Below are 25,846 nucleotides of genomic sequence, written 5' to 3'. Positions count from 1 at the left end.
ATGCAATTACTTCTTTGCAGCTTTCAGGCTGAATCCAATTTCAACATCTTTGCTGATTAACCAATCTTCCGGGCTACCATCAGTTTTGTAGCTGATACCCCAGGCAGATCTGTCGATCACGAATTTTGCGTTGGCAACAACATCATTTCCGTTAACCGCAATTTGCGCAGGGAAAGTAATGTTCAGGGTGCTGTCTTTCAGGGTCAGGTTACCGCTGATCAGGTTAGTAGCACCTGGCAACAAACTTTTTTGTTTAGTACTGTCGAATGGAGCAACACCAGTGATCACGAACTTTGCTGTAGGATATTTCGCTACATCAAAGAAGTCAGCACTTTTCAGGTGACCATCCAGGTCAGTGGATTTTTTGTCTTTCTCCGTAACAGATGCAGGGTCTGTAGTCAGCGAGTTCATGTTAACGTCGAAGCTTCCGCCGGTAACTGCACCATTGTCAACTGTCAGACTTCCATCAGTAACTTTGATAACACCAAAACGGGGGGCAAATCCGCCTTTGTGAGTTGCGCGCCACTGTACAGTTGTAGTTGTTGTGTCAATAGCGAAGGCTGCACCTGTTGTGGCAGCTACTTCCTGTTTTGCTTCAGTTTTAGCCTGGTCGGTAGAAGCGCCGCCGCCGCAGGCCGCGAGAGCGAGGAGCATTGCAAATGCTGGTACTGTGTGTTTCATGAATTTGGTAATTTACTATATAATAGTTTGGCAAAACTAAGGGATTAATGACTAATGTAGATACAACATATCGAAATACATCAATCTTTTAACAATTTGATTACAATTGTACCGCCTGCTCACCGGAAAACAGCTAATCTCATCTAGCCCGACATTTATCGTTGTCTTAACATTGTTTCGAATAAATTCACTATCCCAAACCGCCATCAAATATGCGAATCCCATTCCTTGTAATTACCATGTCGCTGCTGGGCCTTTGCGCCCGGGGCCAGCAAACCTTCACCATCCGCGGCCAGATAACTCAACTGCCCGACGGGGAAGTGATAGGCCTCCTCCAGGATCACGGCACTATCATGACCCTGGCACACAAAGACACCATTCGTAATGGTAGTTTTACCTTCAGCGATACCTGTTCCGTTCCCACCCGCTATATGATCACAGGAGTGGGCGATAAATTCCCGCCCATGACCCGCGCCATCTGGGTAAGTCCTGGCAGCACGGTCAGGATTACCGGTAAAGACTACCTGTTCAAAACCTGGGAAATAAAAAGCCCGGTTCCTCTACAGCAGGAAGCCGACAGGTACATCTTCGCCTCCCGCAAGGCCTGGGATGCCATGCAAAGGTCTGATATGGAGCAGGAAGCCCTCTCTGTCAAAGCCCGGCAGGCAACAGAAGAGGAAAAGAAACTGCTCCGCAAAACACGCGATTCCCTGAGAGATGTTTATAATGAAGAATATGCGAAAGTGCAGCAAACTAACATGACATTGTTGCAAAAGTTGCCTGTAACAGATTCCTGGATCGAAATACTGGCCGGATTTGCTTTGGACATTAAACTGGACCCCAAAAACCGTTACCGTAATCAAACCCTGGAACTTTATAAACGGCTTAGTCCCCAACAACAGCAAAGCAGGAACGGTGTGCTGATCAAAAATAGCCTCTTTCCTCCTCCCGTTGTTAAAACCGGCGAACCTATGGCAGATACGGTGCTGGCAGATGCATCCAACAACATGCACCGTTTATCCGAATACCAGGGCAAATACCTCTTGCTGGATTTCTGGAGCGTAGGTTGTGGTCCCTGTATCATGGCAATGCCCGAGCTCAGATCGTTATCCGACAGCCTGGCCAATCAACTGACCGTGATCAGCATCAACATGGATAGCGACAAAGAGATATGGCAGAAGATATCTAAAAACGAAAATATCAATTGGGTGAACCTGAACGATAAATATGGCATGGGCGGGTTAGCCGCCAGGTATGGCGTTACAGGTATTCCTCATTATGTAATAGTGTCTCCCGACGGGAAGATGATAGATGCCTGGACGGGATATGAACAGGGAATATTTACAAAGAAAGTAGGACCGTTCCTGCAAACAACTCCCGCTGGTAAGTAACGCTACTCTGCTACCCGGATCGACATCGCATGGTTGAAAATATTCAGCGGGTCCCATTTGGCTTTTACCTGTTGAAGTCGGAGGTCATTCTCTTTATAAAAAAACGCCGGCCATTATTTAAAATTGCCGTCGTTCCACAGCGCCGCCACTTTTTCCTCATCTGTCAGCCAGCCTGGTTTATGGTCCCTGCTTCGCTGCGGTCCGAATATTTTCTGGTAGTTATATGTTTTGAAGTTCAGCTTTAAAAGCTCATGGTAGTAATCGACCAGGTATATACGAAAATTTTCTTCAAAGGTTTGTTCTTCCCAGCCGGCTTCCGGCTGCCGGTAACTTCCCATTCGCCGGATCACTTCCGTGAGCTCAATTTTAGAAAAATCGTTCACCTGTTTCGGGGCTGGCAGGCTGATCCTGAAAGCAAGTACTTCCGCTCCTTCTTCCTCCCACCATTCCCAGAGATTATAGGTTGATATATCCTTCCCTGTTAGCTGTTGCAGCCTTTCAGTTAATTTGGTATATTCACTTCTGTCTTCATCATCATTGGTAGAGAGATAGGCATCATAATCCATGATGCATTGCAACACTTTAGGATAACGGAATTCAGCAACGTGTATCTGCGGTTCTATTTCTTTCCTTAATTTCATAGTATGTAACAAATGTTAAGTTATTATGGCCAATGCCCGAACTGCTAACTCAATATCCTAATTTAAGTAAAAGAAAACGTATAATTCGTTTCAAATTATTCACAACCTTATTATAACAGCAACAATATGTACAAATTACTTCTTATGACGGCTTTACTTGGCGGCCTCGCCGCTTCTGCCCAAAACCTGAAGCCTGTAAGCTACGCCGATGGCAGCCAGAAGCTCAACGGGCTGGTAACATCCAATACAGGCAAAAAACTGCCGGGCGTTTTGATCCTCCCCGCCTGGAAAGGGATCGACGATGAAGCGAAAGATGCTGCCATTGCACTCGAAAAAGAAGGATATATCGCTTTTGTAGCGGATATATACGGGGAAGGAAATATACCCGCCGACAACGGCGCTGCAGCTAAACTCTCCAGCCAGTACAAGCAGGATTACAAAGCATACCAGCAACGCATTGCAGCCGCCCTGGAACAATTGAAGAAAGCCGGCGCCGAAAAAGTTGTGGTAATAGGATATTGCTTCGGCGGATCCGGAGCGCTGGAAGCCGCCAGGGGACAACTTCCGGTGAAAGGCGTGGTATCTATCCACGGCGGACTTGCAAAAGCGGCCGACAGGCCCAATGGCCCGCTGAATATGGCTATGCTGATAGAAAACCCGGCAGATGACGCCAGCGTAAAACCTGAAGATCTTACTAACCTGGTAAAGGAAATGAACGAAGGAAAAGCCGACTGGCAGATCATCACTTATGCGCACAGCAAGCATACTTTCACCAATCCTACTTCTCCTGATTACAATGAAGTAATGGCAAAAAGAGCATGGCAACACACGCTGATGTTCCTGGAAGAAATACTGAAGTAAAAAAGAGAGCCTGCCAGGAAGCTGGCAGGCCGTTCTCTTAAGATGAATTTAGTTATTATCTGCGTTCATTATATACTCCCACTTCCTGTATCACCACTTGCTCTTTTCCTGGCGTGATCTCCAATTTCAGGCGTTCGGCCCATACCCTGTCGAAGCGGAAGATCTTCACCCTGCCGGAGGTATTTTTCTGCTCAGCAGGTATCTTTTTCCATTCCCCATTTGCAAAGTATTGCAATATATACTTCGCACCCGCATTTCTTCCTTCTGTTATAACCACCATGTTAATACCTTTGGCCCTTCCGAAATCCAGCTCATACCAGGGCTCTTTTACCGTGTAGTTAGATACCCAAGCAGAACCGAAGTTATCGTCGTTCGCCAGGTCCATGATATTCATGTCATCTCCCCAGCTACTGTTGCTCTTAACATGTTTAGCCAGGTTGCTGGAAATGATGGGCGCATCATGAGCCGGGATCTGCGCAAATTTTACCGGAGCCTTGTAAATAGTTCCTATCTTTTTTAATGCCTCCAATGCATTGTCGTCTATCAACCCATCGCTGTTAGGCGCTACATTCAGGATGAAGTTGCAATACGCATTATTGTAAGGAATAACGAATTTATTCACCAGTTCATTTACATCCTTTACAGGAGTGGTTGGAAAACCTGTTTTCCAGAACCAGTTCTGTTGCAATGGCAAACATGCCAGGGCAGGCAGTTTGTTATGTTCTTTGGAAATGAACTGGCCCGCACCCTGTTCATAGGATTTAATGTCTGTATAGAAAAGTGCATCGCTCGGGTACTTCGCAGCGTTAAGATCCATCAACAGGCAGTTCGGTTGCAGTTTTTTAACCAGGTTGTAAATATCCTCGAACGGTACATCATCGTACGAAATACGCGACCATGGCGCATCCCAACCGTCAATGATCAGCGCCGTGATCTCCCCGTAATTGGTCAGCAATTCTGTTAACTGGTCCTTTATCATTTTGATATGCTCAGGCGTTATCTGGTTAGGCCTGATGCCATGATGAGTATCAAGAATGGAATAATATAACATTACTTTCAGTCCATGCCGGCGAAATGCATCCGCGTATTCTTTCACCACATCCCTTCCAAAAGGCGTGTGCATTACGTTATAGTCGGTTGTTTTCGTATTCCATATAGGGAATCCGCTATGGTGTTTAGTAGTGAGGCAACCATAGGTCATATTGGCCGATTTCGCGGCTTTAGCCCACTGGTCTGCATCAAATTTGGGAGATTTGAAAAGCGACAGCGGCGCATTCGGATCAGACCAATCCTGGTCCATAAAGGTTGGCATACCGTAGTGGATAAACATACCAAAGCCCAGGTTCACAAACTCCTGCTGCAGATCCGGCAAAGACCTGCCTTTAGCTGATTGCGCCTGCGTGTTCACCTGCCATATGGCTATACAAAACAGCAGCAGCAGGACAGCTTTTTTTCTAATCATTACTTTTTCCATTATTGGATTTTGATTTATAGTGTACAAATCTACTTTCTTCCCTGTTTGCCTTCGGCTAACAGAAGCATAATGAATACCTAACGAAAGCTTAACGGCAGTAAAAGTTGAAGGAAATCCTTTACTTTTATAAGCTATGACCCGGAGCGATGATCAGTAAAAATTATAAGATAGCCGTTATCCTTTCATTCGTGATACTGGTGTTTGTTCATTTAATACTAATTTACAACACCTTTACACTGAAAGACCGCGATTATAATATTAGTGAAAGAGGACTGCTGGAAGCGGAATATGGCAAAAGCATTCCTGATGATAAAGTATATAGCGGCGGCGGTATTATTATCGACTCTATTCTCCGGCATTACATGCCGGCCCTTAAAGCAGCCTGGTATACAAACCCGGCAGACTTTAATGAACTTAGCGGCAAAGTATCGCTCGCGCTTTGTGAGCGGCTCAGATCCGGAAGTACGATGGACAGTGTTTTTCACAGCATCGTGCAGCGAAACAAGCTCGACACCAATATCCGGTACCTGTTAACGGTGCAGCGCATTGAATTGAATTTCCACAGGGATTCCGGCAACATCTGGCTGTACGACAGCAGGCAACAGCAAGGCAATATCCCGGCGGCTTACTCCACACCTTTTGGTTTTATCGTAGACGGGCAACTGGAACATCCGCAACAGGAAAATATGGTTACCAGCGTGGCGGTAAGCGGAATGCTGGATTACAGCTACCGCATCACGTTCGACCTGTTTGCCGACCGGCCTAACCGTTTATTCCGCGTCGCATTGCAGATGCTCCCGACTTTTATACTGGCGCTGATATGTATCGCGGTAATGGTATCCATCAATTACTATACTGCCAGGAATTGGATGAAGCAGAAGAAAGATGCAGAAATGAAAACGGACTTTATCCATAGCATCAAACATGAATTCAACACGCCTATATCAACCATCCTGGTTGCCGGGAAGAGCCTGAGAGACGCAGATGTACAAAAAGATAAAGACAGGATCAGCGCATTGGCCGACATCCTGGAACGGCAGGCCCGCAGGCTGCAATCGCATGTCAACCAATTGCTGGATGTTTCGATGATAAAAGAAAAACTGGAACTGGAAGCAACAGAACTGAACTATTTCATAATGGTATTGGTTAATGATTATTCGCTGAAGCTCTCTGAAAATGAAAAACTTACTTTTGATCCGGCCCCTGTAGAACTGTTCGCAGATATAGACAGGTTTGCCTTTACTACCATGCTCACGAACCTGTTGGATAATGCCTTCAGGCATAACAGCAAAGCCCAGAAACGTACATCGGTTGCCATAGCGGTAAAAGGATCCGAAATAGTGATCAGCGTACAGGATAATGGCAATGGCATAGATAATGAGATGAAACAGCATATCTTTGAAAAATTCCGCCGGGGTACAAATAAACAAGGGTTAGGCTTAGGGCTTTACTATGTAAAAGAATGTACAGCAGCTCATGGCTGGAAGATCACAGTAACATCAGCAACAGAACAGGGAAGCGAGTTTGCCATACATATTCCCAAACCTGAACTTAAATCTTTTAGTTAATGTTAGCGACCTATGATATTGTTTTAGTGGAAGATGATGTTGACCTGGGGAATGTAGTATCTGAGTACCTGAAACTAAAGACTTTCAATTTGCGCTGGTTCACCACTGCCGCTGAAACGCTCAACTTCTTTGCAACGCATACGAAGGCGGTGAAATTATTTATTATAGATGTGGGCTTGCCGGATAGCAACGGGTTTGAGCTTGCCCAACAGATCGGTAAGCAAAATCCGGGGCAGGTATTCCTGTTCCTGACGGCCAGGAATGAGAAGCAAGATCGTTTACAAGGGCTTGGCCTGGGCGCCATCGACTATATCGGGAAACCCTTTGAGATCGAAGAACTGGTGCTAAGGGCGAATAACATCATATCAAGGATTTCCGAACATCCAACAAAACCGGTAGCAATTCCTGAATCCTCTATCCTGATAGGAGACATCACTTATCTCAAAAACCAGCTTTGCGTTATACTTCCCGGTAATGTGCAAAAGATGCTCACCCTGCGCGAGTCGGAATTGCTGGAATACTTATACAGGCAGGCCAATTCTGTGGTCCGCAAAAACGAGATCCTCCTGCAACTCTGGGGAGCCGACGATTATTTCAATGGCAAAAGTCTTGAAGTCTTTATTTCACGGCTTCGCCGGATGTTCAAGGTTTCCAGGCGGGTGTCTATCGAAAATGTGTATAAGGTTGGATATATGCTGAAGGTCAGTTAAGTTATTGTTCTTTTCGCTGGGCAAATAGCCAGTCGAAAAAAGGCCGGATATAAATCCAGCCTCTTACTTTTACTACCATGCTTTTGCGATGGAATAAGGAGCATATTTGCTCCAATTCTTTCCGACAAAAGTATTTTATATGCAAGATCAGTAAGTCACAGCAATACCCAGGTTAAATGAAGCGCCTCTTCCCTTCGCATAAAAGCCAGGTTGCATAAACCATTGGGAGCGGGCAGGGAAATAATCTTCATTGAACAGGTTTTCTATACCCAGCGTAAACATAGTTTTAGGATTCAATTTATAGCTGGCGTTCAGGTTGAACAAGTTATATGCTTTCACTGCACCCTCGTTTCCGTTATACACGCCTTTTGAGTTTTTTGCGAACCTGTCGCGACCCTGTACACCCAAATACTGCAACCTTACTTCCAGGTCTTTAACCGGGCGATAGGTAACCGCGCCTGTAACTTTTGGCGGCGCAATTCTGCGGCCATTCAGGTACACGTTATAACTGCCGCCGGTTTTGGCAGTGTCGGCCTTCCCTTCCAGGTAGCTGTAGGAAGCGCTCAGGTCTAAGTTCTTTGTTGCGGCATAGGAAAGCGCTGCTTCGAAACCGTAGATCCTTTCAGGCGTACGGCTAACATTGAATAAGCCGGTAGCAGGATCAAAGATCATATCTGCACCCAGTTTGCTTGTGCTGATAAAACCGCTTAATTCGAAACGCAAACCTTTGTATTCGTTTACAAAACCAAGTTCGTAATTGTTAACCAGCACCGCTTCCGTGTTTATCTTCTTAATATCATTCACTTTAGAATCACGCAATGCCAGACCAACGTCCGATACCGAAAAGCCCTGCGAGAAGCTGAAATAAGGCATGAACAACGGGTTCCTGTTGTAGCGGATACCCGCATTAAAAAGCGTTGCTGTATAATCCAGTTTGCCGCCTTTTACATCAATAGCCGGGGTGATGGTGCTGCCATCGGTATTGGTTAAACGAAGCGTGGTATAATCTTTTACTTTAACGCCAACTTTTTCCACGCGGATACCTGCTTTCAGGATCAGGTCATTCCACAAAGCAAACTGTGTTTCAGCAAAAGGCGCCACGTTCAGCATATTCATTTCAGGCACCCAGATCCGGCCGTCCACTAATGGTTGAGAGGTAATATCGTTCAGGAGGTCGGCCCCATAAGAAAGGTTGCCTGTAAAACTGCCACTATTCAGTAACGGTGAATTCAGCATTAACCGGAGGCCCTTTTTCTTGTCGAGCGTATGAGATTGCCCGTCGCCACCTTCGAAGCGGCCGAAGGAAACATAGAAGATATCGTCGCGCGACTCGTAGTACGCATCCGCTGCCAGGGATGTTCCGCCCACCAGGCTATCGGCCTGGTAAACCAGGTGAACGTTATGGTTGCCTTTGGAGCCTGTAGGAACTCCCGACATTTTACCCAGGATGCCGGTAGCGGCAATGCCTTTGCTGATATCGCCGTTTACCAGCGTATAATTGCTGTTTTGCTGGCTGCGGAAATAGTTGTACATCAACTGGAGTTTCTGGCGGCTGTTGATATGGTACCCTACTTTGGCAAAACCGTTCCAGGTTTCTGTTTCGCCAAGGCTGTAGTTAGGACCTACCAGTTTGCCCTTTGCATCTTTATACTCGCCTGTTTGTTCGTATACGCCACTCGCCATGTATTCCCATTTTCCTGCCCGGCCTTGCAGCATCTGGCTAAACCGGCCGCCTACACTGTTTTTGAGGCCAACCAGCCCGCCTGTCATATTAACGGAAGTTCTGCCGCTAATAGGTTTATCGCCTTTAGGGCTGGCGGTAATATAGTTGATCAATCCCCCGGTTGCGCCGTTGCCATAAATGGCAGTCGCTCCTTTCAGCACTTCCACTCTTTCAAGCACGGCGGGGTCTATAGACCGCAGGTCTACCTCCCCGTTCCGCAGGGGGGAAGACTGGGGGATACCATCTATCATGATCAGTACAGACCGGCCCCTGAGCCCTTGCCCTACATTGCTGTTGGTTTGCGCTCCAGGCGCCATGCCTGGTACTTCCCTGGCCAGGATGTCTGTTACGTCGGTTGTTACCGCCATATCATTCTCCAGCATCTTTTTGGTAACTACGGTTACGGAAGAAGGAACATTGTCTAAAGTGACGGGCCTCCTGCTGGCAGAAACTACTACCTCGCCAAGGTGTTTCCTGGAAAGGGTGTCTTTTTGCCGGCCGGCTTTATCCTGTGCCGCAATATGATGAAATGGCCATGCAGCCAGTAATAGTAATGGGAATGTACCTAAAGGTCTGTACATATTCGGTAAGCGGTTGATCTGTTATAAAAAGCGGACAATAGTAAATCCGCGCAAAGTTAAAGGCGGTGATCCCCCTGGGCTTACGCAATCGGGAATTTTTCTTTTACTAATATTTTTCCTTTTTCGATGCGGATATATGGCAGCCGGCGCACTTGAAATGATTACTGCAATGTTTTTCCCTTCTCCTTCCGCTCATAAGCCGCCAGGAATAAGGGCTTGAGTTTTTTTAACATTTATAACGATTGCGCTGCATCTCCTTTTTTTTACATTCATATCATCATCAATCTATATTCATGAAACAGATCTTCGTTATAGCATACCTGTTAGGAAACACCCTGCTGTCTGACGCCCAGACTACCTTATACCAGGCTTCCGATAAATTCAACAGGTATTATATTGAACTGCAGCCGGATCAGGCCAGGATCTATAAAATTGCCAGGTACCTCGATAAAGCAGGAACCGGCTACCTGATGCAGGATGAAGACACGCTGACCAAACAGGCCGATGGAAGTTACACTGGTCATAGATCCGCTATCCGGCCTGGAAAAGACATGGGTACAATGACCTTCAATCCATCCAGGAAAAGCGGGTATAAACTGGAGACGCCAAAAACAGCCGATGTTAACTACATCCTGAACAACGCTTATTACCTGGACCAATATTTTGATATGAGCAGGGAGCTGCAAACCCAATACCCATCTACCGGGCATAGCTTCCGCAGCGGTTTTGCACAGTGGGATGCCATACCTGATAAGAACATGGAGCACCAAAAGTTCAGGACACTCGCCGACCGGCAAATAAAAGCAATGAAAGACAGCCTTCTGCAATATGAGCAAAAGGCTATCGATGATCAGCGATCAATTATTGAAAAACATTAAAACCATCGACTGCGGAACCTGCAAAGGAAGTTACTGGCAAAAGATTAGGAGGTATGCGGTTTATGGTTTATATTTTGACATCAAAGCAGTACTATGACACTTATTCCACATCTTGCCAAACACTTTAAAGATGTACATTTCGGCGGCAACTGGACCAGCGTGAACCTCCGCGATACCTTGTCTGATATCACCTTTGAAGAAGCGACTGCGAGGGTGCAGGATCTTAATACCATTGCGGTATTGGTTTTCCATATCAACTACTATGTAGGAGCCATTACCAGGGTGCTGCAGGGAAAGCCCCTGACAGCCAGTGATAAGTTCAGCTTCGACCTCCCTCCTCTTCACTCCGAAGAAGAATGGAAAGCGCTGGTAGACAAAGTGCTTGCAGAAGCGGAAATATTGGGAAAGGAAATTGAATTACTGGAAGAAAGACAGCTTTATGAAAATTTCACAGATGCGAAATATGGCAATTACCTGCGGAATCTAATGGGAGTAACAGAGCATACGCATTACCACCTCGGCCAGATATCCATCCTTAAAAAACTTATCAGGAATAAAAAATAATGGCTGCATCAAAAGTAGACTAATCCTCTGTTTACTTTTGATGCAGGTTTCCAACTGCGCTGCATTACCGCTGCACCACTGAACGACCGATAGCGCAAAAGGCGAAGAACAGCAACAGTTGCTGATCCGAGAATTTGAGCCGGAGCTGCGCCAGCGCCCTTGCCCGCTGTTCTTTCACTGTAAAGATGGAAATGCCCAGTTTTTCCGCCACTTCTTCATTTTTCAGGCCTTCAAAAAAAAGCATCCTGAACACCTGTTGCCTTTTCTCCGGCAGGCGGGCAATCTCTTCATATATGGCATGCAGTAATTCTGTTTGTATCATTTTTTGCAGCACCATGCCATCATCTACCTGTTTATCCAGGTATTCCATTTCCTTCTGGAAAGTACCTACCACTTTAGAATGTCGTAAAGTATTCAGGCAGGCGTTGCGGGTAGTCAGGTACAGGAATTTTTTCACGCCTTTGGCGAATTCAAAATCTCCGTGTTTCGACCATAATTTGTAAAAGCTTTCTTTTACCACATCCTCTGATTCAGGTATGTCGTTCAGCAGCTTATCAGCGAAATAGACTAATGGTTTGTAATACGTTCTAAAAAAAGCCATATATGCATCGGCATCCCCACGTCTAAATGCCGGCATTATATCATCCAGCTCATGACTCTCCATTGTTAGCAGGTTTAGTGGCAGTAAAAACTGCCTCGCAAGCGGGCTAAGCTAAATAATATTCCTGATTCCTGCAACCGGATATCAACTAACGGTTATTTTTTGATTTTTTTTCCTCTTCCCGGTAGTTCGATCTAATTCGCAAGGTGTTTTAATGGGAATTACGAAACATCTTTAACCAGGAATTATGTTATTCAATTCTCTAACGTGGTTCCCTGTCGGGAACCGGGGCTGGCCCCTGCTTTTCTATGATAGTAATTATAAAAATGTGAGATATCGTCGTATTTTGCAGCCCGAAAAATAAGTGCTCCATCAACCATGCCAGTCAGGCAGTGAACTGAAACACCGGAATCGCATTTATCTACAGGCTGCAGCAGCCATTTTCACATTGCTTACTATCTGACCCGGATCTCTGCATCACATGCAGGCCAAACCCGCTTTGAGTGAACAATATATGCCAAATGAACAGGATATGACATCAACAGACGAACAGGACTTTCGGGACATGGAACAGATCGCAGATCTGTTATTGCGTCGTTTACAGGAAACTCTTTCTGCCGAAGAAGAAGCGTTTTTAGACAAATGGCTGTCCGAGCAATCGCCCGCCAGCAGGGAGTTCTACACCCAGGCAACCACCTGGCCGGTAATAGAGCAGGAATTGCAGCGCTTCAACGCCATAGACGATGCAACAGCTGGGATTATGATGCAGGAATGGCTGAAAGTAAAACAACCGGCAAGAAGGGTCCTGTGGCCGTACTGGGCTGCTGCTGCAGCGGTTATCCTGTTTATAGGCGCCGGCATCTGGTACATGAACCGCCCGGCAGGCGATCAGCCTCCTGCTATGCCGATGGCCGAAAGGTACAGAAACGAGATATTGCCGGGAGGCGATAAGGCGCTCCTGCAACTGGCCGATGGCAGCACTATTGTATTGGATAGTACAAAGAGCGGCAGCCTTGCTTTACAGGGCAACACCCGGATCCTGAAAAACGACCAGGGAGAGATCGTGTACAAAGCGGGGCGGGATGTTCAACCGGTATATAATAAGATCAGTACTCCCCGCGGCGGGCAATATACCATCACCCTGCCCGATGGCACCCGGGTATGGCTGAACGCTTCTACCACCTTGCGGTATCCCACTGCCTTTACAGGTAATGAAAGGATAGTGGAACTTTCGGGGGAAGCTTACTTCGAGGTAGCGCAGGACGCCAACCGTCATTTCCGTGTACAAACCAATACCAGCGGGCATCAGCCGCTGAACATAACTGTCCTGGGCACCAGCTTTAACGTACAGGCATATACCGACGAACCGGCCCAGACCACTACCCTGCTCACAGGTAAAGTAAGCGTAGGCGCCGGCAGCCAGGCCGTAGTATTGCAGCCAGGCAGGAAAGCCGTACTGGATAAAACCGCTGCCGGTTTCAACGTGCAGGCTGCCGATACAGCCGCCGCGCTGGCATGGAAAGAAGGATTTATTTATATGCAGGATGCAGACCTGGCGGAGATCATGCGCCAGATATCGAGATGGTATGACGTAGACATTGTTTTTGAAGGCAATGTAACCAAACAGTTCGACGGGAAAATTCCCCGGGATACCAAACTCACAACAGTCCTGAAAGCATTGGAATCAACGGGCTGGGTTCAATTTAAAGTTGTTGGAAAAACAGTTACTGTTTATCCAACCGACCAAACAACTAATTAAAATAAGAAACTGCTATCAACATGAATCAACCAAAATATGGGACGCGTCTCTATCGGCGTATCGGGAAAGCTGTGTTCGGCCTTTTACTCATGAATGGCCTGCAACTTCCCGCAAATGCACAGTTGGTAAATCTTTCAGTCTCTAACCAACCTTTAACAAAGGTTTGTAAAGAAATAGAAAAACAAACAGGGTATTACTTCATCTATGCCAACGACCTGAAAGATAAATCGTACCCGGTAAGCGTGAATATAAAGAACCAACCGGTTAAAGAAGCCCTGGCAAAAGTATTCCAGGGTTCTCCTTATGCTTATGAAGTAAATGATAAACTGGTTTCTGTCAACACCGCCCGCCCAACAACTAAAAACAACAAGGCTGAAACAGCGGAACCTACAGATACGCTGACCGTTACCGGGCAGATCTTCGACGGCAAAGGAAGAGGACCGCTCGAAAACGCTTCTGTAACAACCAGTATCACCAAACGGTCGGCCATGACAGATCCCATGGGCCGGTTTAAGCTTAAAGGAGTGAAACAGGGAGAACTGATACAGGTAACCTACATAGGTTATCAACAGAATAAAACCCTGATCACCGACCAGCGGGAATATTTCATGTCATTAACGCCCGCCACCAACGAACTGGATAACGTAGTGGTAAAAGCTTATGGTAAAACAACCCAGCGATACAATACCGGCAGCATTGTCACCATCTCAGGGAAGGAAATAGAGAACCAACCTACCATGAACCCGCTGCTCGCCTTGCAGGGACGAGTGCCCGGACTGGTTATCACACCTACAGACGGCAATCCCGCGGCTCCCGTTAAAATTGAGATCCGGGGAAGAAATACGCTCAATCCCAATATGACGGGAGAGCCTTTATACGTGATCGACGGTATTCCTTACAATGTCACGAATGCAGGGCCGCAAGCCCCCAGGCAGGACATGAGCATTGTGTCTTCCGGTCTTGACCAGGCCGGGATCACCGCAGGTTTTACCAATGGCATCAGTCCTCTCTATGGAATGAATGTTAACGATATTGCCTCCATTTCTGTTTTAAAAGATGCTGATGCTACCGCCATCTACGGAAGCCGGGGGGCCAATGGCGTGATCATCATCAAAACGAAAAGGGGTGAAGGCGGCCGTCCACAGATCAATGTGAATTTGTCGAGAGGCCAGAAAAGCATTACCCGGCATTATGATTTTCTAAAGACCCAGGATTACCTGGCGCTCAGGCGGGAAGCATTTGCCAACGATGGGATTACTCCCAGCAACATCCTCACAGATATTGGTTTTGCACCTGACCTCACCCTATGGGATACCACCAGGTATGTAGACTGGCAGAAAGAACTCTGGGGGCATTCTGCCGCTGCAACTTCCGCAAACGCCAGCATCTCAGGCGGTTCGGGAACAACCAACTACCGGCTCAGCGGCGGTTACAACAGGCAAAATGATATTGCCGGGAGGAATAGCAGCAACCAGTCAGGTAATGTAAGCATCAGTTTAGACAACTCTTTTTTCATGAATAAACTGAAGATAAGTTTTGAAGGAACACTCACAGGTACGTCGCTTGATAAGACAGGTATGTATCCGTCTTCGCTGGTAACGCTGCCTCCCAATGCGCCTTCCCTTATCAATCCTGATGGTACCGGCAACTTTGCGGCGTACAGGGCTGCAGGTTATAAAATTCCTCCTTTCACCAGTTTTTTCAATACCCTTAGTTCCAAAGGTAACAGCGTACGGGGCAGCGCTACCATTACCTACAATATAGCCAGCGGTTTGAATTTTACGGGAAGAGTAGGCATGACGAAAGATATCAATAACAGCATTTCAAAAATCCCCATCAAAGGCCAGGATCCATTTGCGGCTCCCAACACTCCTGTGACCGGTAAAACCAACTTTGGATATAGCCGGTTAAACAGCATGATCATAGAACCGCAATTAAGCTATTCGAAAAATATAAAGAACAACCCCATACAGGCTATAGTCGGATTTACTTATCAGACCAACAAAACCGCTTCCACCAATGTAAATGCCGATGGATATACCTCCGATGATTTCATGGGTTCCATGGCCTATGCAACAAATGTAAAGGCAAAGGATTATTTCGCTGAGTATAAGTATGCGGGCATCTTTGGAGGCCTTACCTATACTGTGAACGATCGTTATGTCGTTTCGCTGAACGGAAGAAGAGATGGCAGCAGCCGTTTCGGACCCGGTAAAGAATATGGCAATTTCGGCTCCGTTGGTGCGAGCTGGTTAGCCAGTGAAGAAGCTTTTGCAAAGAAGATTCTACCGGCATTTGTCAGCTTCCTGAAATTCCAGGGCAGCTTCGGCCTGACGGGCGATGATGCGGTAGGCGAATACCAATACCTGCCTCAATGGGGCAATGAGCTGGATCTGCCGGATTACAACGGGGTTACTTCCGTTTACCCGCTGTTAATGGCGAACAGCGACTACCACTGGCAAAGCACCAAGAAATTCCAGGTATCAGCAGAACTGGGCTTATTTGAAGATCGCATCAACCTGAATGGCGCCTATTATTTAAACCGTTGCGATAATCAACTGATCAGCTTTCCTACAGGCTCTTTTACCGGCTACACCAGCTATACGGCCAACTCGCCGGCCAATGTTCAGAACTCCGGCTGGGAGATCAGCGCATCAGGCCAGGTTGTTAAAACCAAAGACTTCCGCTGGAACCTTTCTGTAAATATCTCCAGGAATTCCAACAAACTTATCTCCTATCCTTTCTTTGAATATTCGCCATTCTATGGCATCTATGCAATAGGCCAGTCGCTCAGCGCCCAGTTCAAGTATAAATACCTGGGAATAGATCCGCAAACCGGCAAGCCCAGGTATGAAGATCATAACAAAGACGGAAAGATCGATTACGATTATACCAAACCTGCAGGTACAGGCAAAGACGACAGGATTTCGATAGTAGACGCTACACCTAAATTATCGGGCGGTCTGACCACTTCCTTTTCTTATAAGAACTGGAGTTTATATACCACCTTCAGCTATAAGCGTTACAACCAGATGAACAACCTGACAGATAATCTCGGGGCGATGAGAAACTATTCGTACACCCAACTGGAAGGCCACTGGCGATATCCAGGCCAGGACGCCACAGCCCCAAGAGCTACGGTCTTGCCGCTCCCCGACAGTCACTTCGCCGACTCGGATGCACTGTACGATATGATCAATGTATTCAGGTTAACCAATGCATCTGTCGGCTGGACAGCGCCTAACAGCTGGGCCAGCGCCGTAAAAATGCAACGATTGAATATTTCCATCAATGCAGATAACCTGCTGCTGATCACCAACTATAAAGGGATTGATCCTGATCTGAATGTAAGGAACGGGGGCAATCCGCCAACCCGTACGGTAACGGTTACACTGGGTGCAACCTTCTAACATTAATACAGAAAAATTAGCTTATGTCATTTTATCATTCATATAAAAGATCTGTTGCAACGCTGCTGGTAGCAGGCAGCTTTATTGCGCTGGCCGGCTGTAAGAAAATGATAGCGATAGACGCGCCTATCAACTCCACCGGTAACGAAACTACCTTTAAAACCGATGCCGGCGCCACTTCTGCACTGATGTCTGTTTATGCAAAGCTGATGCAGAATACAGATATGACCTGGAGCAATGGCGGGATGACCGTTTACTCAGGTTTATTATCTGATGAACTGAAGCCTGTATTGCTGATGACCGGCGATCCCAACTACCAGTATTACAGTACCCGTATCACTGTAGATAACGGGATATCCGACCTTTTCTGGGCGGATATGTATAAAACCATATTCTTTGCCAATTCTGTAATGGAAGGCGCCGCCGCCTCTACAGGCGAGCATTTCACCGACAGCGTACGAACGCTCATTGCAGGTGAAACAAGGGCGGCACGAGCCTTTTGTTATTATTACCTGGTAAATATGTTTGGAGATGTGCCAATGCCTTTGACAAGCGATATAACAAAGATATCGCGGCTTAAACGCAGCTCTGTTGCTGAAGTGAAAGAACAGATCATCTCCGACCTGTCTGCAGCTGCAGACCTGTTGCCCAATAACTATTCAGCATCCGGAGGCGAAAAATTAAGGATCAATAAACTGGTTGCAACTGCGCTGCTTTCACGAGCTTACCTCTTCAATGAAAAATGGGGAGAAGCTATTGCCAGCGCCGATAAGGTGATTAATAGCGGGCAATACAGTCTTGCAACCCTCGATAATACCTTTAAACCAAATAGCTCTGAAGCTATCTGGCAGTTGAAGATGACGGTAAAACCAGCCCAACAGGTATTGTTTGAGCCGGAAGCCATCTGCGCCAATGCCAGGTCCCAATACCTGCCTCCCGAAGCGCTGGAGCCATTATTCAGCGACCCCGAATTATACGGCCAGGTCGTAAGCGTTTACTTTTTAGGCGCCTATGTTTGCGCTCCATCGCTGATCGAATCTTTTGAGCCTGGCGACCAGCGCAAACTAAAGTGGCTGGACAGCCTGGCAACGCCTCCGGCTGCCCCGTATTACAGCAAGCCTTATTATTTCAGCGTAAAACACGAAAAATTTACAGATCCTGGAGCCAGCATCCCTGCGCCTCCTTACTATAATGTAATCCGGCTGGCGGAATTATACCTGATACGCGCCGAAGCCAAAGCGCAACTGGGAGATATCAACGGCGCAGCAGCGGATCTGAATATGATCCGCAAACGGGCAGGGCTGCCTAACACTACCGCCAATACGAAAACGGCCATGCTGGCAGCCATACAACACGAACGGCAAACAGAAATGTTCTGCGAATGGGGCGCCAGGTTCATTGACCTGAAACGTTATAATAAAGCAACAGAAGTGTTAGGGAAACTGGATTATAAACAACCATGGTCTCCTGACTACCTCTTGCTCCCTATCCCGAAAGCAGACCTGATCTCCAATTCCGCCCTTACTCAAAACCCGGGCTACTGATAATCTTCGCCATACGAATTGCCTCGCCGGGTAATTCGTATGGCTGCTGTTTGTTACCTCAATATTAAGTTTGAATTATCCCCTGCCGTCCATCACAAAAAGAACAGGCTTCCCTTTTTACTTTACTATCTTAAAGCCACCACACTTATTGCAGCTTATTTTATTTACACCATGGATACAAGAAGAGAATTTCTTAAGAAATCAGCATTACTATCCGGAGCAGTGAGCATATCAAGTATTTTGCCTCCGTCTATTCAAAAAGCACTCGCTATCAACCCAGCGCCAGGCAGTACCTTCCTGGATGCAGAACACATTGTTATTCTCATGCAGGAGAACAGGTCGTTTGATCACTGCTTTGGCTCCCTGCAAGGCGTTCGGGGGTTCAACGACCCCAGGGCTGTTCGCCTTCCCAACGGCAACCCGGTATGGTGCCAGACCGACCAGGAAGGAAAAACATATTCGCCTTTCCGGCTCGATATTAAAGACTCCCGTATTGCCTGGATGGGCGACCTGCCTCACTCCCGTCCCAGCCAGGTAGATGCATGGAACAGAGGAAAATATGACCAGTGGCTGATCGCGAAGCGTTCAGGGCATAAGGAATATTCCCATATGCCGCTGACGCTGGGCTACTACACCCGGGAAGACATTCCTTTCAACTACGCCCTGGCGGATGCGTTCACGGTATGCGACCAGAACTTCAGCGCCGCCATGACCAGCACCACTCCCAACCGCTCCTTTTTCTGGACGGGTAAGATCATGCACGAAGAAAAAGGCGATATGAAAGCGCATATCAGGAATGATGATTACAGCTACGGAAAACTTAGCTGGACCACCTTCCCTGAACTGTTACAAAAAAATAATATCAGCTGGAAATTCTACCAGAACGATCTCAGTTGCGGAGGTGGATTTAAAGGAGAAGAAAGATCATGGCTGGCGAATTTCGGTTGCAACCTGCTGGAATTCTTTGCCGCATACAATGTGAAATTCTCTGATCGTAACGTAAAAAGCCTGCTTAACCAGGTGGAGACTTTACCGGGCGAGATCAATAAACTGCAGGAAGCAAGCCCTTCTTCAGAGGAAGCCGCGCAGAAGATCAAAGCGGATATCGCGAAAAAACAGGAAGTACTGGACCATGCCACTGCAGAACTAAAAAAATGGAACAAGGAATGTTTTGACAAACTGACGCTTGAGCAAAAAGAACTTTATCACCGCGCTTTTGTGATCAACAGCGGAGATCCAAATTTCAGGACCATCACCAACCTGAAATATAAAGATGGCAACGAAGAAAGGGAATTGACAGTTCCGGCGGGCGATCTCTTCTACCAGTTCCGTAAAGATGTTAATGAAGGAAAACTGCCTACCGTTTCCTGGTTTGCCGGCCCCCAGAACTTCTCGGATCACCCCAGCGCTCCCTGGTATGGCGCCTGGTATGTTTCAGAGATCATCGATATCCTTACGAAGAATGAAGAAGTATGGAAGAAAACCATCTTCATTCTGACCTACGATGAAAACGACGGATACTATGACCACGTTGTTCCGTTCTCCATCTGCGACAGCAAAAAACCGGAAACAGGGAAAGTGTCGCAAGGTATAGATACGGAAATTGAACAGGTCAGACTGGATGCGGAACTAAGGCAGGGCGTACCTCCCAAGCAAGCCAGGGAAGCGCCTGTAGGACTGGGATACAGGATACCGATGGTGATAGCCTCGCCATGGAGCCGAGGCGGAAAAGTATGTTCCGAAGTTTTTGATCATACTTCTACCCTTCAGTTCCTGGAAACATTCCTGAACCGCAAGTTTAAGAAGAACATTCATATCGATAACATCAGCGAGTGGCGAAGAACTATCTGCGGGGACCTGACTTCTGCTTTCAGTCCATATACCACAGCAGAAGATAAACTCCCGTTCCTGGACCAGCATAAAACAGTAGAAACCATCTACAATGCAAAGTTCAAAGCGCTGCCCGGCGGCTACAAAGCTTTATCAGACAACGATATCAAAGCCATTCACGACAAAGGGCTTGGATTACAGGAGAAAGGAACACGTACTGCGTGCCCCCTTCCTTATGAACTCTATGCCGATCTGAAAGTAAACGGCAATACAGCCCAGGTGCAAATGAAAGCAGGCAACAAACTGTTTGGCAAATCATCTGCCGGTTCTCCATTCACCGTTTACTCGCCCCGGTCTTTCGATGGAGAAACATGCAGGCATTGGTCTTTTGCCGTAAAACCAGGCGATACGCTCACTTACGACTGGCAGATCGATAGTTTCGCGGATAACAAATATGACCTGCACCTGCATGGGCCAAACGGTTTCTTCAGGGCATTTGCCGGCCATGCCAATGATCCTGCACTGGAAGTAAGCGCAGCTCCCGAGATCAGCGGCAACAAAGCTACCGGCAACATTGTAGTTGTTTTATCTAACAAAAGCAGCCAGGGACTCACCGTTCAGATCAGCGATAACGCTTACGGCAACACGCAGATCAACAGGTCGCTGTCTCCCAATAGCAAAGTAGCGGTAGTATTGCCGTTAAGTAAAAGCAGCGGATGGTACGACTTCAGTGTTGGCATCAAAGATTCAACAACCTACCTGAGACGCTATGCGGGGAAAGTGGAAACCGGCAAACCGGGTATCACAGATCCTTTCATGGGTGGAGTAATAGCCTGAGAATAAAGTTGGTTATAGATAGGAAAAGGACCTGGCAGGTTGCCGGGTCCTTTTTTTATGGGATAAAAAAATGGCCAGGAAGTAAACACTCCCTGGCCTTCGCACTCTTTATTAACCACAACTAGTAATTAGGGTTCTGTTGCAGATTCGGATTCAGGTCCTTTTCCGTTTGCGGAATTGGCCACAGGTAATCGCGATTTGCTTTGAACACTCTCTTTTCTATAAATGAACCGTCATATTTCTGGATATCTGCATTCATCACTGTTTCTGCAATCTTCCACCTGCGTATATCATTGTAGTACAGTCCTTCGCCTGCCAGCTCTACGCGGCGTTCGTGGCGGATCTCTTCGCGCATTGCTTCCTTGCTAAGCCCGGTAGGGATATGAGGCATGCCAACACGGTCGCGGATCATATCAAGCGCTGCATACACGGTAGCGTCAGGGCCTGCGGCTTCATTCTGCGCTTCTGCATACATCAGTAATATATCAGCATACCGGAGTACGATGAAGTTGATCTCCGATTGCCCGTCTTTCAAATCTGATTTATCTTTTGGCGGCGCTTCCTTATCATACAAACTGAACTTCTTCATACCATAACCGGTGATCGCAAAGCGTTTTGCATCTATCACCGCTCCGCGGTACATATCGCCGGGGTAAGTGAAAGTTGCATTCAGTCGTGGATCACGGCCTTCATAAGGTTTAGCCGGATCATAACCGGAAGCCGGGTTGGAGATAGGCAAACCTGTTTCTTTCATGTAATAGGTCTTTGCCAGGTCCAGCAACGGCGCGTTGGTGTTATACTGGGTGCAGATCAGGTCGAAAGAACTACCCTGGTTTGGAAACTTGTATTGCACATCGAAGATCACTTCCTTGTTATTCTCATTTTGTTGCAGGAAGAGGCCCCTGTAGTCGCCAAACAAACCATAACCGGTACCGCCAAGGTCCATCACTGCTTTGGCAGCAGCAGCGGCGGCAGCCCATTTGGCCGGATCTTTGGCCGTATTGAACAGATCGCTGGCCTCGTACAACAATACCCTGGCTTTCAGGGCCATAGCAGCGCCTTTGGTTGCACGTCCAACATCTGCACCTGTAAATTTCACAGGCAATATGTTAGCAGCACTGTCCAGGTCTGTCAATACCTGTTTAATCACCTCTTCCCTGCTGTTCCTTGGCAGATCGGCCTGGGTAGCCGAGTTAGGAGAGGCTAAGATCACTGGCACGCCACCATAGTAAGTAGCGAGCGTGAAATAATACAATCCCCTCAGGAACATGGCTTCTCCTTTCATCCTTCTTACCAGGCTGGCATCCATTCCCGGCACTCCATCTACCTTCTCTAAAAATGTATTACAGCGGCCAATACCCATATAAGCATCTTTATAACGGGTAGTGATAATTCCGGCGGTGCTGGCGTTATGCGCACCGCTTGCTACGGTATTGAAACTTAAACCATCGGTTTGGTTGTAGGCGTTAGGGGATAAAGTTTCGTCCCATAAGGCAGTGGCGTTGTTGGAGCCTTTTCCTCCATAGATGCCATTGTTGCGAAGTACGCTGTAACAACCTACCAGGCCTGCATTTGCCGCTTCCGGCGTACGCCAGAAAGTTTCTTCAGTATAACGGTCGTGAGGCACGGTATCTAACAGGCTTTTATTACATCCTGTTGCGAGGTAGCCGGCACAGGCCAGTAATACGTATATCTTTTTTATATTTTTCATGATCATTGCAATTAGAAGGTTACGTTAATACCGCCATTGAAAGTTTTCAGCATCGGATAAGTATACAGATCGGTTTGATCCATTATGGATTCAGGATCAAATTCCTTGAACGGAGAGAAGGTCAGCAGGTTTTCACCGTTGATGAACACACTTACTTTCTTGATCTTTGCCTTATCCAGCCATCTTTGCGGCAGTGCATAGGCCAGTTGGATATTACGCATACGCAGGTAAGAAACATCCCTTAACCAGAAGGTAGAACGCTGGAAGTTATCTACGTTTCCTGTGCTGGTTGTAACGATTGGCAATTTAGCATCCGGATTTTCAGGAGTCCAGGCATCCGTTAACCAGTTCTTGGTAGCGTTGGCGCCGTTGTTGAACGGGAAGATCAGGTTAGCAACAGGTAATGCTTTAATACCGCCAACACCCTGGAATGCAGTGTTCAGGGAAAGACCTTTGTAGTTAACGGTAAACCCGAAAGCATAGTTCCATTTCGGCGTCTGGGATGAGATGTTGACCAATACACGGTCATCGCCGTTAATAATTCCATCTCCATTCTGATCTTTATATTTGATATATCCCGGCTTGGTCTTTGGTCCCTGGTAAGCCCAGTTCTTCACTTCATCTGCTGTCTGGAACAATCCTTCTGCCTGCAGAATATAGAACGAGTTGATAGGAGAACCTTCTTTCAATATAGTACCATCTGAATTGTACACTATTTCACCGTCAAGGGATGTGATCTCATTGTAGTTATAAGAAACGTTTCCATAAACATTCAATCCAACATCGCCAAACTGGTCTGAATACTGGGCGGTGAACTCAACACCCCTGTTCAGCATACTACCTACGTTCTTCTGCGTACCGCTTAAACCACCTACCTGCGAAGGCAGGGCTTTCGGACGAAGCATACCTGTGGTTTTCCGGTTGTAAACGTCGAGGCTCAAAGCCACACGGCTTTTCAGCAAATTGATATCAGCGCCGATATTGGCTGAAGTAGTTCTTTCCCAACGCAATCTCGGATCTGCATCCGCCAGCATAGCAGCGCCCGGAACCTGCGTACCGCCAAAGCTATAATCTTCTCCCAATCTTACTGTTCTCATATAGCTGTACAACGGAACGCTCTGGTTACCCATAGAGCCATAAGAACCGCGTAATTTCAGTAACGAAATAAAGTTGCTGCGGAAGAAAGATTCCTTATCTATACGCCATCCCAGTTCTGCCGACGGGAAACTCATCCAGCGGGTAGCTGGGCTCAGACGGCTGGAACCATCAGAACGTAAAGTAGCCTGGAAGAGATAACGGCCATCGTAATCGTAATTGACACGGCCAAAGTAAGATTCCAGCACATCGCGGGTCAGATTACCGGAAGTCGAATTCCAGGTATTACCTGCGTCAAAGGCGTCTAATGATCCATCGAGGTAGCCATAGAAACTGGTAGCCCATGATTCCGGAGATGCATTATAGTAGGATGCGCCTATCATAGCCGAGAGGTTATGTTTACCGAAAGAGCGGGCCCAATCCAATGTATTGAAGAATGTAATATTCAGATCGTTGTAATCTGTTTTAGCAGCCCTTGGCGCCGTTGCCGGGCTATTCCAGTTAATAGGAGCGCCGGTTTTGGGATTGAATGTTTGCATACGCGGAGTAAAACCACTCAGCAAACCATCATATTTATCCACACCAAACTTTGCAGAATATTTAAGATCGAACGGCAGTTTATATTCCAGGAAAACGGTACTTAAAAAACGTTGTACAACTTTCGTTTGCAGGCCGTTGAAAGCCAGCATGCGGGGGTTTTCCCAGTTGTTGCGTCCTGCGGTCCGGAGCCATGAGTTACCGTAGCGGCCATCCTGTAATGTATCGCTCAGGATAGGCAGGGCCCGGGCCAGGTATGTCCAGGTATCAGTATAAAACGGTTGCGTATAATTGCGATAATAACCGTCCAGGGTAGCGCCAACTTTTAAACGTTTGGTGATATCTGCAGAAACATTAACACCCAGGGAATATTTTTTTTCATGGTTGCCGGGTCCGAACAGGATACCATCCCTGTCGAGATAGCCCAGGGATAAACGGTACTGGTATTTTTCGCCGCTTCCGGAAACGCTCAGGTCATGCTTCTTCAATACGCCATCCTTCAACGCAATTTTGTACCAGTTATTGGCAGGGTAAGTGAAAGGATCTTTAGACATCCCATTCTTGTATTCTTCGATATCCGCTGCCGAATACTCAACCGCTTTACCTTCGTTGAGCAGGGCCTGGTTCTTCAGGTTCATGTAGGCGATAGGATCATCGATGATATCAGGAAGATAGGTAGCGCGCTGACGGCCGTAGTTGAAACCATAGTCGACGCGGGCTTGTCCTTTACCTTTTTTAGTGGTCACCATAATTACGCCATTCGCACCTTTTGAACCATAGATGGCTGCGGCAGCGTCTTTCAGTACGGTTACACTTTCGATATCGTTCGGGTTCAGTTCATCCATAGAATATTCGATCCCGTCTACCAATACCATCGGGCTGGCGCCGGAGGCGCTGGTTGTTCCGATACCGCGGATACGGATGGTACTTCTGTCGACACCCGGCTGGCTGTTGCTCAGGTTAACAGAAAGACCCGGTACGCCGTGCAATGCGTTACTGACGTTAGTAATAGGCTGACCTGCTTTGTCTTTCATGTCAACCGTGCTGATAGCGCCGGTTACGGATACTTTCTTCTGGGTACCATAACCTACTACCACTACGTCGTTCAGTTTCTGGATGTCTTCTACCAGTGCAATGATCATTGGTTTGGAAGCATCGGCTTTCACTTCTTTAGGCAGGTAACCGATGAAAGTCAATTTCAGCGTGGCGCCGGCGGGAGCGTCCAGTTTAAATTTACCATCCACGTCGGTGCTGGTACCTTTGGAGGTTCCCACCACCTGGATACTTACACCAATAACAGGAGCGCCTGATTCGGATACCACCTTACCTGTTATGGGAACGTTTTGTGCGTACAGAGATAGTTGCCCCAAAGTGGCCGTGAGGCAAAGCAATAACGTGGCGGCCTGTTTGCACAGGCGCAGATACAAAGATTTCATTTAGCTAATTTTAG

Annotated in this window: 17 protein-coding genes and 1 pseudogene; 10 read left to right on the top strand and 8 right to left on the bottom strand. The window is 47.1% G+C overall.

Annotation, left to right across the window (positions count from 1 at the left end; translation table 11 throughout):
- Window positions 1-6 precede the first annotated feature (6 nt).
- Window positions 7-681, bottom strand: coding sequence for a YceI family protein (locus BLV62_RS11100; protein WP_089761585.1), 675 nt, complete (start codon window positions 679-681; stop codon window positions 7-9).
- A gap of 212 nt (window positions 682-893) precedes the next feature.
- On the opposite strand from BLV62_RS11100, the gene BLV62_RS11095 reads away from it, so the two are divergent.
- The gene (locus BLV62_RS11095; protein ID WP_089761583.1) at window positions 894-2,072 is read left to right on the top strand and encodes a TlpA disulfide reductase family protein; all 1,179 of its coding nucleotides are present in this window, start codon (window positions 894-896) and stop codon (window positions 2,070-2,072) included.
- A 2-nt stretch (window positions 2,073-2,074) separates the two neighbouring features.
- On the opposite strand, the pseudogene BLV62_RS28970 reads toward BLV62_RS11095, so the two are convergent.
- Both BLV62_RS28970 and BLV62_RS11085 read right to left on the bottom strand, forming a co-directional pair.
- Window positions 2,075-2,173 (bottom strand): annotated as a pseudogene (locus BLV62_RS28970) (BBE domain-containing protein); the annotation flags it as partial.
- A gap of 12 nt (window positions 2,174-2,185) precedes the next feature.
- Window positions 2,186-2,713 carry a hypothetical protein gene (locus BLV62_RS11085; protein WP_211117708.1) on the bottom strand — a complete coding sequence of 176 codons (528 nt, stop codon included), beginning with the start codon at window positions 2,711-2,713 and terminating at the stop codon, window positions 2,186-2,188.
- A gap of 144 nt (window positions 2,714-2,857) precedes the next feature.
- On the opposite strand from BLV62_RS11085, the gene BLV62_RS11080 reads away from it, so the two are divergent.
- Window positions 2,858-3,574: a dienelactone hydrolase family protein gene (locus tag BLV62_RS11080; protein WP_211118325.1), complete on the top strand. Its 717-nt coding sequence runs from the start codon at window positions 2,858-2,860 to the stop codon at window positions 3,572-3,574.
- 55 nt (window positions 3,575-3,629) lie between these two features.
- Here BLV62_RS11080 and BLV62_RS11075 read toward each other — a convergent pair whose 3' ends face one another.
- Window positions 3,630-5,036 (bottom strand): alpha-L-fucosidase, encoded by a 1,407-nt coding sequence (locus BLV62_RS11075; protein WP_089761672.1) that lies wholly within the window; start codon window positions 5,034-5,036, stop codon window positions 3,630-3,632.
- Window positions 5,037-5,194: 158 nt separating this feature from the next.
- Between BLV62_RS11075 and BLV62_RS11070 the strand changes: the two genes are divergently transcribed.
- On the top strand, window positions 5,195-6,616 hold the full coding sequence (locus BLV62_RS11070) for a sensor histidine kinase (protein ID WP_089761579.1): 1,422 nt from the start codon (window positions 5,195-5,197) through the stop codon (window positions 6,614-6,616).
- A complete protein-coding gene (locus BLV62_RS11065; protein WP_089761577.1) occupies window positions 6,616-7,326 on the top strand; it encodes a response regulator transcription factor in 711 nt (236 codons plus the stop codon). Before BLV62_RS11070 ends, BLV62_RS11065 begins: the two co-directional genes overlap by 1 nt.
- 147 nt (window positions 7,327-7,473) lie before the next feature.
- Here the strand turns inward: BLV62_RS11065 and BLV62_RS11060 are convergent, their stop codons facing one another.
- Window positions 7,474-9,630 carry a TonB-dependent receptor gene (locus BLV62_RS11060; protein ID WP_089761575.1) on the bottom strand — a complete coding sequence of 719 codons (2,157 nt, stop codon included), beginning with the start codon at window positions 9,628-9,630 and terminating at the stop codon, window positions 7,474-7,476.
- A 293-nt stretch (window positions 9,631-9,923) separates the two neighbouring features.
- Between BLV62_RS11060 and BLV62_RS11055 the strand changes: the two genes are divergently transcribed.
- Window positions 9,924-10,508 (top strand): hypothetical protein, encoded by a 585-nt coding sequence (locus tag BLV62_RS11055; RefSeq protein WP_089761573.1) that lies wholly within the window; start codon window positions 9,924-9,926, stop codon window positions 10,506-10,508.
- Between the two features lie 93 nt (window positions 10,509-10,601).
- Window positions 10,602-11,072 carry a DUF1572 domain-containing protein gene (locus tag BLV62_RS11050; RefSeq protein ID WP_089761571.1) on the top strand — a complete coding sequence of 157 codons (471 nt, stop codon included), beginning with the start codon at window positions 10,602-10,604 and terminating at the stop codon, window positions 11,070-11,072.
- A gap of 64 nt (window positions 11,073-11,136) precedes the next feature.
- Here BLV62_RS11050 and BLV62_RS11045 read toward each other — a convergent pair whose 3' ends face one another.
- A complete protein-coding gene (locus tag BLV62_RS11045; RefSeq protein WP_089761569.1) occupies window positions 11,137-11,736 on the bottom strand; it encodes an RNA polymerase sigma-70 factor in 600 nt (199 codons plus the stop codon).
- A 469-nt stretch (window positions 11,737-12,205) separates the two neighbouring features.
- Here BLV62_RS11045 and BLV62_RS11040 point away from each other — a divergent pair, with 469 nt between their 5' ends.
- The 4 genes from BLV62_RS11040 (at window position 12,206) to BLV62_RS11025 (ending at window position 21,053) form a co-directional block, all read left to right on the top strand.
- A complete protein-coding gene (locus tag BLV62_RS11040; RefSeq protein ID WP_168927803.1) occupies window positions 12,206-13,432 on the top strand; it encodes a FecR family protein in 1,227 nt (408 codons plus the stop codon).
- 20 nt (window positions 13,433-13,452) lie between these two features.
- On the top strand, window positions 13,453-16,842 hold the full coding sequence (locus BLV62_RS11035; protein ID WP_089761565.1) for a SusC/RagA family TonB-linked outer membrane protein: 3,390 nt from the start codon (window positions 13,453-13,455) through the stop codon (window positions 16,840-16,842).
- A 23-nt stretch (window positions 16,843-16,865) separates the two neighbouring features.
- Complete coding sequence (locus BLV62_RS11030) at window positions 16,866-18,386, top strand: RagB/SusD family nutrient uptake outer membrane protein (protein WP_089761563.1); 1,521 nt, start codon at window positions 16,866-16,868, stop codon at window positions 18,384-18,386.
- Window positions 18,387-18,557: 171 nt separating this feature from the next.
- Window positions 18,558-21,053: a phosphocholine-specific phospholipase C gene (locus BLV62_RS11025; RefSeq protein WP_089761670.1), complete on the top strand. Its 2,496-nt coding sequence runs from the start codon at window positions 18,558-18,560 to the stop codon at window positions 21,051-21,053.
- Between the two features lie 121 nt (window positions 21,054-21,174).
- Here BLV62_RS11025 and BLV62_RS11020 read toward each other — a convergent pair whose 3' ends face one another.
- The gene (locus BLV62_RS11020) at window positions 21,175-22,764 is read right to left on the bottom strand and encodes a RagB/SusD family nutrient uptake outer membrane protein (protein ID WP_089761668.1); all 1,590 of its coding nucleotides are present in this window, start codon (window positions 22,762-22,764) and stop codon (window positions 21,175-21,177) included.
- An 11-nt stretch (window positions 22,765-22,775) separates the two neighbouring features.
- Window positions 22,776-25,832, bottom strand: coding sequence for a SusC/RagA family TonB-linked outer membrane protein (locus BLV62_RS11015; RefSeq protein WP_089761561.1), 3,057 nt, complete (start codon window positions 25,830-25,832; stop codon window positions 22,776-22,778).
- Between the last annotated feature and the right edge of the window lie 14 nt (window positions 25,833-25,846).

It is taken from the genome of Chitinophaga terrae (ex Kim and Jung 2007), assembly GCF_900107795.1.
In the GTDB taxonomy this organism is placed as follows: Bacteria; Bacteroidota; Bacteroidia; order Chitinophagales; family Chitinophagaceae; genus Chitinophaga; species Chitinophaga terrae.
This window is presented reverse-complemented; position numbering and strand designations above follow the sequence as displayed.